The 14,446-nt window shown below is 69.6% G+C and carries 15 protein-coding genes; 4 read left to right on the top strand and 11 right to left on the bottom strand.

The features are described from left to right. Positions 1-507: 507 nt before the first annotated feature. The 3 genes from ACFU99_RS12390 to ACFU99_RS12380 form a co-directional block, all read right to left on the bottom strand. Positions 508-969: an SRPBCC family protein gene (locus ACFU99_RS12390; RefSeq protein WP_384389752.1), complete on the bottom strand. Its 462-nt coding sequence runs from the start codon at positions 967-969 to the stop codon at positions 508-510. A 402-nt stretch (positions 970-1,371) separates the two neighbouring features. Next, complete coding sequence (locus ACFU99_RS12385) at positions 1,372-1,989, bottom strand: hypothetical protein (protein ID WP_384389749.1); 618 nt, start codon at positions 1,987-1,989, stop codon at positions 1,372-1,374. A gap of 91 nt (positions 1,990-2,080) precedes the next feature. Beyond that, positions 2,081-3,106: an ArsR/SmtB family transcription factor gene (locus tag ACFU99_RS12380; protein ID WP_384389746.1), complete on the bottom strand. Its 1,026-nt coding sequence runs from the start codon at positions 3,104-3,106 to the stop codon at positions 2,081-2,083. Positions 3,107-3,261: 155 nt separating this feature from the next. Between ACFU99_RS12380 and ACFU99_RS12375 the strand changes: the two genes are divergently transcribed. Further along, positions 3,262-3,735 (top strand): RICIN domain-containing protein, encoded by a 474-nt coding sequence (locus ACFU99_RS12375; RefSeq protein WP_384389743.1) that lies wholly within the window; start codon positions 3,262-3,264, stop codon positions 3,733-3,735. Positions 3,736-3,814: 79 nt separating this feature from the next. On the opposite strand, the gene ACFU99_RS12370 is transcribed toward ACFU99_RS12375, so the two are convergent. Both ACFU99_RS12370 and ACFU99_RS12365 read right to left on the bottom strand, forming a co-directional pair. Beyond that, entirely contained in the window at positions 3,815-4,009 is a 195-nt protein-coding gene (locus ACFU99_RS12370; protein WP_384389741.1) for a DUF397 domain-containing protein, read from the bottom strand. Between the two features lie 3 nt (positions 4,010-4,012). Further along, positions 4,013-4,894 carry a helix-turn-helix domain-containing protein gene (locus tag ACFU99_RS12365; protein WP_384389738.1) on the bottom strand — a complete coding sequence of 294 codons (882 nt, stop codon included), beginning with the start codon at positions 4,892-4,894 and terminating at the stop codon, positions 4,013-4,015. A gap of 254 nt (positions 4,895-5,148) precedes the next feature. On the opposite strand from ACFU99_RS12365, the gene ACFU99_RS12360 reads away from it, so the two are divergent. Continuing rightward, positions 5,149-5,562, top strand: a complete 414-nt coding sequence (locus ACFU99_RS12360) for an ATP-binding protein (RefSeq protein WP_384389736.1) — start codon at positions 5,149-5,151, stop codon at positions 5,560-5,562. A gap of 87 nt (positions 5,563-5,649) precedes the next feature. On the opposite strand, the gene ACFU99_RS12355 is transcribed toward ACFU99_RS12360, so the two are convergent. Next, on the bottom strand, positions 5,650-6,027 hold the full coding sequence (locus ACFU99_RS12355) for a peptidase inhibitor family I36 protein (protein ID WP_384389733.1): 378 nt from the start codon (positions 6,025-6,027) through the stop codon (positions 5,650-5,652). Positions 6,028-6,264: 237 nt separating this feature from the next. Further along, positions 6,265-6,633 carry a winged helix-turn-helix transcriptional regulator gene (locus ACFU99_RS12350; RefSeq protein ID WP_384389730.1) on the bottom strand — a complete coding sequence of 123 codons (369 nt, stop codon included), beginning with the start codon at positions 6,631-6,633 and terminating at the stop codon, positions 6,265-6,267. 125 nt (positions 6,634-6,758) lie between these two features. On the opposite strand from ACFU99_RS12350, the gene ACFU99_RS12345 reads away from it, so the two are divergent. Continuing rightward, a complete protein-coding gene (locus ACFU99_RS12345) occupies positions 6,759-7,622 on the top strand; it encodes a polysaccharide deacetylase family protein (RefSeq protein ID WP_384389727.1) in 864 nt (287 codons plus the stop codon). Next, positions 7,619-8,617, top strand: coding sequence for an NmrA family NAD(P)-binding protein (locus ACFU99_RS12340; protein ID WP_384389724.1), 999 nt, complete (start codon positions 7,619-7,621; stop codon positions 8,615-8,617). Before ACFU99_RS12345 ends, ACFU99_RS12340 begins: the two co-directional genes overlap by 4 nt. Positions 8,618-8,666: 49 nt before the next feature. On the opposite strand, the gene ACFU99_RS12335 is transcribed toward ACFU99_RS12340, so the two are convergent. The 4 genes from ACFU99_RS12335 to ACFU99_RS12320 all read right to left on the bottom strand — a co-directional run bounded on the left by ACFU99_RS12335 (position 8,667) and on the right by ACFU99_RS12320 (position 14,242). Then, on the bottom strand, positions 8,667-10,316 hold the full coding sequence (locus ACFU99_RS12335; RefSeq protein WP_384389721.1) for a class I adenylate-forming enzyme family protein: 1,650 nt from the start codon (positions 10,314-10,316) through the stop codon (positions 8,667-8,669). Between the two features lie 716 nt (positions 10,317-11,032). Then, positions 11,033-12,109 (bottom strand): hypothetical protein, encoded by a 1,077-nt coding sequence (locus ACFU99_RS12330; protein WP_384389719.1) that lies wholly within the window; start codon positions 12,107-12,109, stop codon positions 11,033-11,035. Between the two features lie 143 nt (positions 12,110-12,252). Further along, positions 12,253-13,242 (bottom strand): aminoglycoside phosphotransferase family protein, encoded by a 990-nt coding sequence (locus ACFU99_RS12325; RefSeq protein WP_384389717.1) that lies wholly within the window; start codon positions 13,240-13,242, stop codon positions 12,253-12,255. Between the two features lie 187 nt (positions 13,243-13,429). Further along, a complete protein-coding gene (locus ACFU99_RS12320) occupies positions 13,430-14,242 on the bottom strand; it encodes a helix-turn-helix transcriptional regulator (protein WP_384389714.1) in 813 nt (270 codons plus the stop codon). Positions 14,243-14,446: the final 204 nt, after the last annotated feature.

The raw sequence follows: 14,446 nt of genomic DNA, 5'->3' as shown, positions 1-14,446 counted from the left end.
GTTCAGGCTGGCTCCGCTGCGCTGCGCCGCTGGCTGCTGCCGCGATGGGGTTATTGCGAGTTGCTCGGGTGCGGGGGCGTTTCGGGCCTGCGGCCCACGGCAGGCGAAGTGAAAGGGCGCGCTGCGCTGCGCCCGGGGCGGCTGGCCGTCCGGGGGCGGTTTCCGCCCGTACGAGAAGGGCCCTTGGCTGGGGGAACTTCACTCTGACGGCCACCGCGCCCGGTATGTCCGACACGCCAGGTTCACCCTTCAACAGGGTGCGGTTGCGGCCCACTTCCGCGTCCCATAAGGCGCTTTTGTCGGGCGGTAACCGCACCCTACCTGCCAGTAAGCCGCCTGCGGAGCGCAGCAGAGCTTCCAGCCGCTACAAGCGCTGTGGCCCCGGAGGGTCCGAGACGAAAGCCGCACCCGGCCGAGCGGAATACCGCCCCACCCAACCGCCCCCGCGCTGTGGACCCGAAGGGTTCGAGACGAAGTCTCCGGCGACGGGGCCGGAGAGGCAGGCACCTACGCAGGGTCCTCCGCGGCGCGGCGGAGGCGTTCGAGCCAGGCGTCGAGGGACTGGCCGAGCATCTTCCGCAGGTTCTCCGTGTCGGCGTCGACCGGGTCGCCCGACCAGGACTCCTCGTTGTACACCTGGGTTTCGTCGCCGTGGGCCTCGAAACGCCACTCGTGGATGCCGGTGATGCCGTGGGCGGTGCCGCCCCACAGGATGCGCCCGGGGGCCTCGAAGGCATAGACGGTGGAGTCGATGGTCAGGCCGGCGCTGGTCCAGTGGAAGGTGCTGCCGAGTGTCACAGGACCGTCGGTCCGGGCGGATCCGATGTCGGTCTGCCAGTGGGGCCAGGCGTCGATGTCGGTGTGCACCTGCCATACCCGCTCGATGGGGGCGGCGATTCGGATGCTGTGCCGGGAGATCACCGGGGCGGTCTCGTCGATACCGCTGGGGGTGTGCTCGGAGTGGGCCATGACTACTCCTTAGCGCTGGATGCTGGAACCTTAGATATAAGGCAACTCGTTAGTTAGAAGCTATAACATCATCGAAAGTGGGCGTCAAGAAATTCCTCGAACGAAGGACGTGGAAGGCCAGTCGTCGGTCCCCAGCGGCCGAAAGCCGCCTCTCCGTCCCCCTCCGAGCGGGTCGTGATTCGGCCGGCGCGGCCCGGTCGGTTACGTGCAGCAGCGGCCGGCCGCCTGCCGGGGTCTCCCCGGTGTCGGCGGAGATGGCCACCCCTCGCTGCTCGTGCAGTCAGTCGCACAGCGCCGCGCCGGGACGGTCCAGGTGACGCCGGCCGCGCGGCCATGGCGTCCAGCCGTTCGTACAGCGCGGCCCGGCCGTCATCAGCCGGCGCGACTACGTGCCACGCAGCGCTAGCTCTCGGCGTCGGGCTTCCAGGCCGTCGTCATACGGACGCATTCAGTCCCCGTGGCGATGCGCAGGGGGCTGTGGCTCCGGGCGCCGTACCACTCCGCCGTGAAGTAGTCGGCCGTGTCGGGGTGGATGAGGCGGAGTTCCAGGGAGTTGCGGTCGGATCGTTCGGAGCTGACCGACCAGCCGTCCGCCTTCAGGCGTTCGCGGAGGCGGGCCACGGCGGTCACGGCGTCGGCCCGCGCGACCGGCTTCTCCGTGGCCCATCCGGTGTGGAAGCTCTTGACGTCTTCGTCCGGCTGATCGAAGTGGGACAGGTACTGCATCCCGCGGTAGTAGCAAGGGCCCGTGTCGACGTTCCGCCAGCCCAGCCCGTCCACCTCCGGCCGCGACAGCAGTTCGTACGAGCTCCGGGCCGAGTCCTGGAGCCGACCGACCACCGCACGTGGGTCCGCCTCGGGATAGGGCTCGCCCTCCCACCAGCGCTGAAGCCCAAGGCAAGCGGCGATGACCAGCACCAGCCCGATGACCAGGAGGATGACGAGGCGGATGGCCCCTCGTCGGTTCTCAGGTGTCCCAGGGGCCGCTGGTGCTGGTGTGGTGGAGGTGGCGTCGGTCATGACTCCGACCGTAGGAAGGCGGCCGGGGCGGCGCATGAGTCCGTGTACTCATTTCCGCAGCTCAGAGCGGGTACACATACGGAGGTTGTCGTTACTGGAGACTGCCGTGGCGGGCGGCGTGCGCAAGCGCGCGGCCCTGAGCCGTCGCCACATGCAGGGTCCGCCCGGCCTCCCTTACCGTCACGAGCAGGCCCGCCCCCCGCAGCACCGCGATGTGCTGGCTCACCGCCGGATGCGACACCCCCAGCCGCCTCGCCACATCACCGGTACCGCAACCCGTCAGCGCCGCGACCAGCACCGCCGCCCGCGTCGGCCCCATCAGCGCACCGAGCGCCGCGTCCCGCGCGGTACGGGCGTCATCGGCCCCCGCAGCGCGGAGCGCGTCATGCCGTACGGGGTAGACCAGGATCGGTTGGAGATCGTCGGCGGCGAGGCTCACCGGGGTCGGCCAACAGAAGAAGGAAGGTTGCAGGATCAGCCCCCGGCCCTCCAAACGCAGCGTCCGCCGCACCGGGTAAGCCACCTCCAACACCGGTGGCCGCCACCGCATGTGCGGCCCCAACCCCGCCAGCAGCCCGTCCACGCCGCCGTCGAGCATGGCGCGCAGGCGGCTGACCCGGTCCGCCTCCACGTACGCGTGAACCCGTGGCCAGTACGGTGCGACCGCCTCCGCCTGGTACGTACGTATGGCCGCCCCCAGACCGCGTAACGCCTCCGGCTCCCCGCGTGCCAGCCGTCCCACCCACCCCGGTGCTTCCCTGCCGGCCGCGAAGCGTGTCAGCTCCGCCGCCAGGCGGGGGCGGGGCGTGCTCAGTACGGTGTCGATCTCCGCATCGAGCGCGTCAGGCCCGTACGAGTCCCCCGCCGAACCCGGTGTCGGTAACGCCGTCGGCGTCAGGAAATCCGGGGAATAGCCGCGCGGCGGCAACAACGACGCCAGCCGTCTCCCCTCCCGCGAAATCCTCGCCCGCACCGACTGTCTCCAGTCCCCGAACGCCGTCGCCCCGTCCCGCCGTTGAAGCGTCTGCACGCTATTGGCGATCTCCCACATACGGTCCGGCCCCATCGCCACCCGAACCCGCGCGAGATCCTCCGAACCAAACACCACTCGCAACACAACGCCCCCCGCGCAATGTCAACGAACCACATCCCCGCCAGCCCCCCGGCTGGGGTTTTAAGCCGTGCCTTTCCTCCGTTGTCCCACCAGCACCGCGACGCCCACCCTTACACGGTCACAACGATCGTTCCGACTACTCCAGGAGACACGTTTTGTTGCTCCAGAAGCGCACGAAATTCGCCCTCGCCATCTCCTCCACCCTCCTCCTCGGCGGAGCCATGGCCTCGCCGGCCGTGGCCGACTCCGCGCCGTCGCCCAAGATCACCGATGCGGTCCAGACGTTCGGCAACATGTTCACCGGCTCCTGCCTTGACGACAGCAATTACGGTCTGCGCGGATTCGGTTGCAACGGACTGAACTTCCAGGACTGGAGCATCCACGTCTGGAACGACGGCACCCGCCAGATCAAGAACGTGAACACCGGCCGCTGCCTCTATGACGACGGCGTCACCCTCGCCACCCGCCCCTGCAACTCATCGCCCCAGCAGAGCTGGTGGATCACCCACCACCGTGCCGATTCCATCTCCTTCCAGAGCCAGGCCACCAATAAGTGTCTTGACGACAGCGAATACGGCCTCCGCACGATCGGCTGCGCCGGCGGCTCCAACGACCACCAGCTCTGGCGCTGAGCCATTGCCCTGGGCGGGCGGCGTTGCGCACATTTCTTGACCATAGGCGGTCAGCCACGGGCTGACCGCCTGTGATCTCTTAGGTTGCGTTGCCGCTGCCGTCGGCTATGGCTTTCTGGAAGGCCACCCAGGCGGCGGGCGATACGTGGAGAGTGGGACCGGAGGGAGATTTGGAGTCACGGATGGCTACGACGTCGGGGACGTTGGTGGCTATCTCGACGCACTCACCGCTAGCGGTGCTGTAGCTGGACTTCAGGAACTGGAACTTGGCCACGCGTCACATTCCTTTGCGGATGCTGTCGATGAGTACGAGGGAATCGTGCTGCGACAGACTCAACCTGGCCGTCCGCTCGAAGAAGTCGTTGTACGTAGCACCTTCAGTGTCATTCTCCACCCACACGGTGGCACCGATCGTGTCCTGGTGAACGACGTCCACGGCCCCCACATCGGCGAACGACACAATGCTGAACGCACTGCCCACACTTGGATGCCCGCCAGCCCGAAAGGGCAAGACCTGCAATCGCACATTGGGCAGATCTGTAAGCTCGATGACGCGTTCCAACTGCCCGCGCATCGACGCCCGGCCGCCGATCTCTTGCCGCAGAGCGGCTTCCCAAACCACAGCGTAGATCTGCAATGGTTCGTCGCCCAGAAGCCGCAGTTGCCGCTTGGCCCTGACCTCGACAATGCGCTCAACGTCCTCGGGGTCGTCCCACCCGCCCTCCGCGACCGCCAACGCCCGCGTGTACGCAGGTGTCTGGAACAGTCCTGGCACCAGTGACAGTTGCCAGGTCCGAATGCGTGTCGCGACATCCTCCATCGCGATGTACTCGGCCAGCGCACCCGCCTCCGGCGAATGCTGCCACCACCCTTTGGCCTTGCGGCGTTCGCGGTCGAGCTTGGCCAGCCGGAGGAGGCCGTCGACTGCTTTCGGGTCCTCCAACCCGTACAGCCGGGCAAGCACCAGAACGTCCGGGTCCCGGAAGGGCACCCAGCCCCGTTCCATCTTCGCGACCTTCGCAGCAGTGGCGCTCAACGCCTCCGCCGCCTGCGGCTGCGTGAGCCCGGCCGCGTCGCGCAGCCGTAGCAGTTCGGCCCCCAACTTCCGTGCCAGCACCGTAGATACACGGTTGCCGAGACCCGCTTGGCCCCTCGCCATATCGCCGCACCTCCCTGAGCCCGCTCAGTCTGCAACCGATCACGGAGCCGCACAACCAAGATCGGGAGATATATATCTCCAAGACCGCTTGCGCGCAAAGTCACGACATCGCTACCGTCAGTACGCAACCGCTCGCACAGCGGCGCAGCCACCCCACGGAAGTGCACCGCTCCGCCCTGCGCGGATCGGCATAGACACCGAGGGTGACCGACGTGGCGTACGGGCTCCGCGACCGCACAAGGAGGTGCGCGTCCATGGCCATCGACACCGGCGAACTGGACGAGCGTTACGACGTCGTCGACTACACCCCGTACCCGTATAACGTCCCGGTGGCCCGGAGACGCGTGGCGCGGCTGACATGCGAATGGGGGTACAAGGCGGTGGCCGGGGACGCGGCGTTGCTGGCGAGTGAGCTGATCACCAACGCGTTGCTGCACGGTTGCCTGCGGGAGCGGCTGTTCCGGGTGGAGCTGTTCCTGAGCGGGTCCGTACTGCGGGTGGCCGTGACCGACCCGAAGGGGGAACGCCATCCGCGCACGCGCGTGGCCGATCCGTACTCCGACCAGTTCGGCAGGGGGCTGCTCATCGTCCGTACGCTCGCGAACCGCTGGGGCGTGGAGGGACGTACGGTCGGCAAAACCGTCTGGGCCGAGCTCAAGGCGGAGTAGGCAAGCAGTAGGCGACAGGACGCGCGACAGCGCCGGAGAAGTCACCGTTCGACTCCTCCGGCGCCGGCGGCCGGCCGCCCGCCAGGGCTACGGCAGGATCTTCAGCGAGGACACGTCATCGCCCATGGAACCTGGCATGTTGCCGGAGGTGCCCGACGCTACGAACTGCTGGCCGCCCTGATAGTCCCCGTGGTCGTAGAAGACCACGTAGTGACCGGTCTTGTTGACGTAGGAGCTGGCTCTGTCGCCGAAGTGGTACGGGTGCAGGTCCGCCAGGCTCTCGTTGGTGACCAGGACGTCGCCCGGGTCGTCCTGGTTGAGGTTCAGGTTGTCGTAGAGGCACACGTACCCGGAGGGACACGCACCGGCTCCCTGACCTGGCTTCACGTACGCCTCGGCCATGGCGGGGCCGATGCTCAGGGCGAACACCCCGAGCGTTCCCGCCGCGACCGCCGCAATCTTCATCGCCTTCACTCTTCGCTCCTCGGTGAGAGTGCGTCGGCGTCAAGTCCCGGGCCCGGACGGGCCGTTGTCGCGCCGACCCCCGTTGGCTACCCAGAGGAATCGGCCGGTATCGGGGTGTGATCGGGCGTGATCGGGTGTGGCCGGGGCGTGCGGTTGCACGTGCGGCATCCGGCGCGGCCGGTGTGGGACCTGAGTGATCAGGAGGGGGCGAGGGAGTCCAGGGGGCTGTGGGTGACCTCAGTCAGTGGACTCGGCTGACTCGGCCGACTCCTGGAAGGCCGCCACCGCCCCGCCGTGCTCGTGCGCCCACTGCGTCAGCGCAGCGATCGGCCCCGTCAGCGTCCGGCCCAGGTCCGTCAGTACGTACTCGACCTTGCCGCCTCCCTCGGCATGGCGCTCGACCAGGCCGTAGCCCTGCAACCGCCGCAGCGTCTGCGTCAGCACTTTGCGGGAGATGCCGCCGATCTGGTCGATCAACTCGCCGTGGCGGCACGGCTTCCGGCTCAGGGCGAACAGCACGACCACCGCCCACTTGTCGGCGATGATCTCGATCGCCAACCGGGCCGGGCAGTCGGCGAGGAAGACGCTGCCGGGGTATTCACGCACGCCCGCGATGGTAGCCCGCCGCCAGGAACCTGGAGGTACCCGCCACCTTCATAGCGTCCACAGCTGAAGCTCCCGAAAGCCGAAAGCCGAGAGCCGAAAGCCGAAAGCCGACGTAGGGGAAGCGGATGAGGACAGAGATCGACTGGCCGGGCGGGCGGAAAGTCGCCGCGCTGATCACCGTCGCGTTGGAGCTGTGGTCTCCGGGACACAGTCCCGCGTACGCGCCGATGGCCTCGGCCTGGCCGCTGCCCGGCGATGTGGAGGACACGCACAGCGCGTCCTGGGTGGAGTACGGCGTCACCACCGGCATCTGGCGGCTGCTCGACGTTCTCGGTGATCTCGGTGGTCTGCCCGCCACCGTCGGCGTCAACGGGCTCGTCGCCGAGCGGTACCCGGACACGGTGGTGGCCGTGCACGACGCGGGACACGAAATCGCCGGGCACTCCTGGGCTCAGGACGTCGTACCGGCGCTCCTCGGCGAGGACGCCGAGCGGGACAACATCCGGCGCTGTACCGACGTCCTCCAGCAGGTCACCGGGCTGCGGCCGACCGGTTGGATGAGCCCGCGCGCCACCGGGTCGCGGCGTACCGGCGATCTGCTCACGGAGGCCGGTTACCGCTGGATCGGCGACCACAGCGACCACGACCTCCCGCAGATCCTGCCCACCGCTCACGGGCCGCTGGTCTCCCTCATGCACAGCGACCACTCCGACGTACGCAACGCCGCGGCGGGCCCGTACGCCTACCGCGACCTGCACCGCGTGTTACTGGACGAGCTGCTCGCCGCCCCCGGCCCCGGCCTCTTCCACCTGACCGTCCACGCCCACGTCGGAGGGCGGCCGCTCCTCGCCGGCATGGTCGGCCAGATCCTCGACCACCTCCGTACGTCCGGTGACGTCTGGATCGCCACCCACGCCCAGGTGGCCGAGCACGTCCTCGCACACCGCACAGAACACCGCACAGAAGAACAAGGAACGACGACCCCATGAACCACGCCCACATACTCGTCATCGGCGGAACCGGAGCGATGGGCCGGCACGTGGTCCGGCACCTGCTCGCCACCACCGACGCCACCGTCACCGTCACCACCCGCCGCCCGGACTCCCCGCACGCCGCCGCGCTCGCCGCCGGACTCGCCGACACCGCGCCCGGCCGTCTGCGGCTGGTCCGTTACGACCCGGCGGCCCTCGACGACACAGCGGTTCTCGAAGCGCTGATGAGGTCGGCCGACCGCGTATTCGCCAACACCGACTTCTTCTCGACCGGCAGCGCCGTGGGCGAGTACCGGCAGGGCCTGGCCCTGCTGGCCGCCGCCGAAGGGGCCGGTGTGGACCGTTTCATCTGGTCCTCGTTGGACGGCCCGGTGACGCTGACCGGCCACCCCGTACCGCACTTCGACAGCAAGGCGGCCGTCGCCGCCCATATCGGCTTGATGCGGTCGGAGGAAATGCTCCGCGAGGAGGGCGACGGCTGGTACACGAACCACGTCTCGGTACTGACCACGGCCCCGTACTTCGAGAACCTCCGCGACCGGCTGGCCCCCCGCCCGGACGGCCGGGGCAGACTCGCCTTCAGGCTCCCCCTCGGCGCAGCCTGCTATCCGCTCGTCGCCCTCAACGACATCGCCTGGTTCGCGGGGCACATCTTCGAGCACTGGCAGTCCTGGGGCGCCCGCGACCTCGCGGTGATCGGCGACAGCCTCACCGGCGATGAGATCGCCGCCGCCTTCACCCGGGTCACGGGCGTTCCCAGTACGTACACCCCGATGACGCACGCCGAACTGCAAGACGCCGTACCCCGCTTCGCCCACGACTACGCGGCGATGTTCCAGTTCTTCGCCGACCGCGATGTCTACGAGCGGGACCGGGACATCACCCTGCTGCGCAGCCTGCACCCGGGCCTGATGACCTTCGAGGACTGGCTGCGCCACACGGGGTGGACGGGGCGGATGGGGTCGACGCGGTGGACGGGATGGACGGGATGACGACCGCCCGCGCCACGGCGTTGCCCTACGGATTGCCCTACGGATTGCCCTACGGAGTGTCGTACTCCCCGTTCGTCCACGCGGTGCGCAGCGCCTTCTTGTCCACCTTGCCGACCTTGGTCGTCGGCAGCTTGTCGAGCAGCACCGTCCTGCGCGGCGTGTACAGCTCCCCCAACGCGTCGGTCACCGCGTCACCGACCGCCGCCGGGTCGACGTCCGAACCCTCGGCCGTGGCCAGGAAGATCTGAACGGCCTCCCCGAACTCCTCGTCCGGCACGCCCAGGGCCGCCGCGTTGAGAACGCCCGGGAGCGTGAGGAGGAAGTCCTCCAGGACCCTGGAGTAGACGTTGTCGCTGGTGCTGCCGGTGACGATGATGTCCTTGGCCCGGTCGACGAGGTAGAGGTACCCCTCGGCGTCGAGAAAGCCCATGTCCCCGGTGCGCAGCCAGCCGTCCTGAATCGCGGCGGCGGTGCGCTCCGGGTCCTCGTAGTAGCCGAGCATCACCGTCTTGCCGCGTACGCACACCTCGCCGACCTCCATGGCGGGCAGGGCGTCCGTACCGTCCTCGGGACGGATCTCGACGTCGACGTCGGGTATCGGGCGGCCGGTGCTGCGCCACAGCTCGGGGCGGAGGGGAGCCTCCGAGGCGAGGTCGTCCGAGCCGAACACGGCGATGCCGAGCGCCTCCGACTGCCCGTACCCCTGGCCGACCACGGGCCCGAACACCTCGATGGCCTGCTGTAGGCGGCTGGGGGAGGTGGCCGCGCCGCCGACGAAGAGGCGGCGCAGCTCGGGCAGGACGCCGGGCACGCACTCGGGGTGGTCGAGCAGCGCGTACATCATGGGCGGTACGAGCATGGTGCCGGTGATCCGCTCCTCGCGCAGCACCGTGAGCGCCGCGCCCGGCTCGAACTCGGGCAGGACGACGAGGACGGACCCGGTCGCCACGGCCTGAACCGACGTCATGTGGCCGCTGCCGTGCGTCAGCAGCGTGGAGACGAGCACCCGGTCCGTGCCCTGGTACATGTTCGAGAACCCTTGGGGGGCGGGCTCCTGCGGAGCCTCGTCCTGAGCTTCGTCCGGAGCCTCTTCCACCCGGTTCACCAGCACCTTGTAGAGGTGGTGGGTGTGGGCGGCGAGCTTGGGGCGGCCCAGGGTGCCGCCGGTGTAGAAGACGGTGGCGACGTCGTCCGGGCCGAGGGCGGGCACGCCCTCGGGGCGCGTGTCCGGGCAATCTGCGGCGAGGGCCAGCAGGTCGGCGGCCTGCTGGTCGCAGGGCCCGAGGCTGAGCAGTACGGGCGCGTGGGCGCTGCGGCCGGCCGCGTCGGCGGCGCGGTCCGCGAAGAGCGGGTCGGTGACGACGGCGCGGGCGCGGGACTGCTCGACCAGCGCGGCGAGTTCACCGGGGCCGGGCTCGGGCGGCAGGAAGACGACGCGGCAGCCGATGAGGTGGACGGCGAGCTGCGCCAGGACGGATTCCACGCGGTTGGCCAGGAACAGTCCCACGCTGTCGCCGGGCTCAAGCCCCTGCCCGCGCAGCGCATGCCCCAGTCTGAACAGCTGCTGCCGCGCCTCTCCCCGGGTGAGGCGCTGCGCCCCCTGGACGAGCGCCTCAGCGTCCTCGTCCTTGCACCAGCGCTCCACGATGCTGTCTACGTACGTCTGCTGCTCGGTTGTCTCTTGTACGTTAACGATCACCAACACATACAAACATGTCGGCGCGGGATCGAGCATGGATGGGGCGTCACTTCGGCCACTTCCGACCACCTTCAAACATCATGCAACGGAAATGGCGGTGGTGTTTTGGTGGAAACTTGGGGGTTGTGGGGGAGTTGTGGAGCAGGTGGGGCTGTTGGGTGAATGCTGCCGAGTGGGGCGCATATTGCTTAGTGGACGCGTATTGCCCTTAGTGGGGCGGTATTCGGCGTGGGCGGGTGCGGCTCTCGCTTCGGGCCTGCGGCCCACATGAGCCGAAGAGAGAGGGCGCGCTGCGCTGCGCCCCGGGGAGGGCCGGCCGTTGGGGTGCGGTTTCCGCCCGTACAAGGAGGGCCCACGGGTGGGGAAACTCCACTCTGACGGCGAGCGCGCCCGGTATGTCCGGTGCGCCAGGTCCGCCGTTCAACAGAGTGCGGTTACCGTCCGATTCGGCGACCGGAAAGGGGCTTTTGTCGGGCGGCAATCGCACCCTACCTACCAGTAGTCGGCTACCGGCGGAGCGCAGCGGAGCCAGTCCTCACCCCCGGCCACCCGCCAAGCGGCAGGCAGCGCACCGGCCCCAGGCCCGCCCCCTCCCCCTCCGCTGCCAGCGCCTTGGACCCGGAGGGTCCGAGACGAAACCCGCACCCACCCACACCGAATACCGCCCCACTAAGGGCAATACGCACCCCACCAACGGCAGCCCCGAGCAGACGGCCTTACGCAGGCAGCGTCAGCGGCTTGGTCTTGTCCCCCGGGTCCGGGGCCGGGCGGTCCGGGTGGACCGCTACCAGCCTGGCGTCGCCCTGCGCGTAGCCGCTCTCGCGGCCGTAGAAGCGGTAACCGGCCTCGATGAGCTGGAGGAGTTCGTGGCCCAGCATCGCCTGGGGGCCGCCGTTCTCGTCCGACTTGTTGCTGTCCCAGAGCGCGCTGTTGCCCAGGCTCTCGATCGTCTTCCAGAAGTTGCCCGCGTTGAGCTTCCCGGCGACCAGCATGCCTTCGATCTGCGAACCGAGGCTGGTGACCAGCTTGAACACCGCGCGCTCCGCGATGCCGCCGTCCATGAAGGCGTAGTTGACGGGAACGGACCACTTGGCGGTGTTCAGCCGTCGGCCCATGCGCGCGTCACCGGACAGCCGGTCCCCGGTCTGGGGCTTGTTCTGCTGGTACTCGGCCCACTTGCCGGTGTCGCTCGTGCGGCCGAGTACGAGCTTGTGCTTCGCGATGTTCGCCGCGGCCCGGGTGTTCGCCACCGTCTCCGCCGAAGTGGCGGTCACCTCGGCGCGGATAGCCGCCTCCAGCGCGGCCAGCATCTCCGCCTCGCCGCGCCCGGCGGGCTCGCCGATCAGGTTCTCCAGGTACTCGCACGCGTCGTTGAGCTCGCCGTTCTTATCCACCCACTTGTAGTCGCCGGCGTTCACCTTCTCCTGCCAGGTGTCGTAATTGGCGACGAACTTGGCGATGTCGCCCGCCGCCTGGTCGACCAGCCTGCGCACCTCGCCGTCGATCTTGGCCGGGTGGCCCGCTCGCTGCACGGCGGGCAGGGCCGCGCGCTGCACCGCCTGCTGCTGCTTCCCGTGGCCGCAGCCCGCACCGTGTACGTGCTTGTCCTGAGCGGACTGGACGGACTGAGCGGACTGGGCGGGCGCGCGCATCATCTGGGCCACGGCGGCGTTGCCTGCCGTGGCGTTGAGGGCTGCCAGGGGGTTGACGGGCGTCGCCTTCCTGGCCGGGGAGGTACGCCCCGCCGAGGCATCCCGCCCCTTCGGCGCCTGGCTGCTCACTCGTTCGTACATCGCAGTTCCTTCCGGCGCCGATCTTCAGCCTTCCGGTATACCTGACCATGATCACGAGCTGCCAGGTATGGCGGGGCAGGGCGCCGGACCTCCTGGACACCGGTGGATGCCCGAATGTCCTGAAGCAACCGCCAGGGTCGGCCCTACCTTGTCGCGGCGAGGCGGCGCAGCGCCGTCCGGGCCGGCGGTCCCCAAGTGGCCTTCCCACCGGGGCGGCCGTGGACACCCGCGTCACCGATCATGACGCCGCCGACGGCCTGCCGCGCCGCCCAGCCGCGGGCACGGCGCAGGGTCGCGGCGTCCGCTGCCGGCTCGTACGCGGCGTGGAAGCGCTCCGCGGCCCCGTCCGGCAGCAGCACCCAGGCCGCGGCGAGATCGCAGGCCGGGTCGCCCGCGCAGAGGTCGCCGAAGTCGATCACACCGCAGAAGGTGCCGTCCGCCGTGAGGATGTTGGCCGGGTGCAGGTCGCCGTGGATCCACACCGGCAGGCCCGCCCACCCGGGTGCGGCGACGGCGTCCTCCCACACCGCCCGTACGGCGTCCGGGTCGGGGATCAACCCCGCCTCGGCGGCCTCGGCGAGCCCCTCGAAGAACTCCCCGGACAGATCGGCCAGCGAGCCCCCGCGGTCGCCGCCGGTAGGCGCGTCCTCGGGGGCGGATTGGTGGAGGGCGGTCAGGAAGGCGGCCAGCCGGTCGGCCGCTTCACCCCCGCGCGTGGCGGGGGCGTGGTCGGCGGGCGCGCCCGGCACCCACGTGGTGACGATCCACGGCCGTGGGAACTTCGCGGAGGGCTCCCCGATCCGCTGCGGTACGGGCACCGGCAGCGGGAGCCGCGGGGCGAGGCCGGGCAGCCAGGCGTGTTCCTTGCGCAGCAGTTCATCGGCGGACTGCGTCGCCCACGGCAGCCTGACCGCGAGATCGTCGCCGAGCCGCCACAGCTGGTTGTCCCAGCCGCGCGCACCGAGCCGCACGGAGTGTCCGGCCAGGTCGGGGTGTTGCTCGCGCAGCAGCTCCCGGACCAGCTCCGCGGTGATCTCGATCCCGGTCTCGGTCCCGGTCCCTGCCTCGGCCCCTGCCTCGGCCCGGCTCTCTGCCTCTGTCCCAGTCCCGGCCTCGGCCTCGGTGTGCGTCATGCGCAGCAACCATAGCCAGGGCCCCGGCCCGCCCCCTCAACACGCCCGCCCCACCGCCCGGTTAAGCCCCGCCCAATTATCAACAACCACCCCATTAACCGCTACCAAAAGCTTGTCCCACAGTGACCGGCTATTCCACGCCGTACTCGACTTGGCGCTATTTGGGGCTTTCTGCAACCCGGCCCGCCTACGCCCCCGGCTCCTCCACCGGCGTGATGAACACGAACCGCAGGTCCGTGCGCTGTATCGGCAGCAGCACATGGCTCGTCACCCGGATCTCCCGGTCGCCGTGGTACGGCAGGCGCAGCCGGAAGACGTGCCCGTCCCGGTGCTCGACCACCTCGCTCCCCTGCGCCCAGATGCGGCGGCAGTCCGCGTCGGCGTCCAGCACCTCGCGGACGAGGGCGCGCAGCTCGGCGTTGTCCGGGTTGCTGTTGGCGGCCACGCGGAGCATGGCCAGGTAGGCGCGGGCGCAGCTGTGCTCCCAGTCCAGCATCTGCTCCCGCGCCTCGGGGGAGAGCAGGGCCCAGCGGATGAGGTTGGCGTTCGGCCGTACGGACCAGGGGAACCACTCGGCCATGAGGCTGTTGACCGCGACCACGTTCCAGGCGATGTCCGAGAGGTACGCGGGGTAGCTGACCTGCTGTTCCAGGAGGGCCTTCACGCCCTCGGGCAGCTCCCGCGGAGCGCGCGGCGTCTCCTCCGGCGGGCGGCGGCCGCAGACGGCGAGGAAGAGGGTGAGGGTCTCCGCCTCGCTCAGGTCCAGCGCGCGGGCGACCCGGAGCAGGAAGCCCTCGGAGAAGTCCTGTCGCCGGCCGGACTCCAGCGCGCGGTACCAGCCCTCGCTGACGCCGGTCAGCCGGGCGACGTGGGCCTGGGAGAGGCGGCGGCCGGGGCGGGGCTCGACGCCGCGGAGCTCGCGGATCTGCCTGGCGTCCGTACGGGCGCGCCAGGCGCGGAGGAGGCGGCTGATGGATTCGCCGTCCGCTGCCTCGGTCAAGGGTCCTCCAGATCCGACACTGCAAGTGTCGGTCAATCCTAGGTAAATTCCCCAGCACGGGCGATTCCACGCTCCTCCCCTGTGGAAACCCCAGGCCGCTCACGCCTGACAGGGGCCCGGACTACGTGCTCTCTCCTCGCTGGAGGGGGGCGAGGAGAGAGCGTCCGGGCCCTGTTTTTCACCAGCTCGCGAAGTATTTCGAAA

The sequence above is a fragment of the Streptomyces sp. NPDC057654 genome (genome assembly GCF_042800135.1).
Lineage (GTDB): Bacteria > Actinomycetota > Actinomycetes > Streptomycetales > Streptomycetaceae > Streptomyces.
The sequence above is the reverse complement of the archived record's forward strand: the minus strand, read 5'-3'. Positions and strand labels throughout refer to the sequence as shown.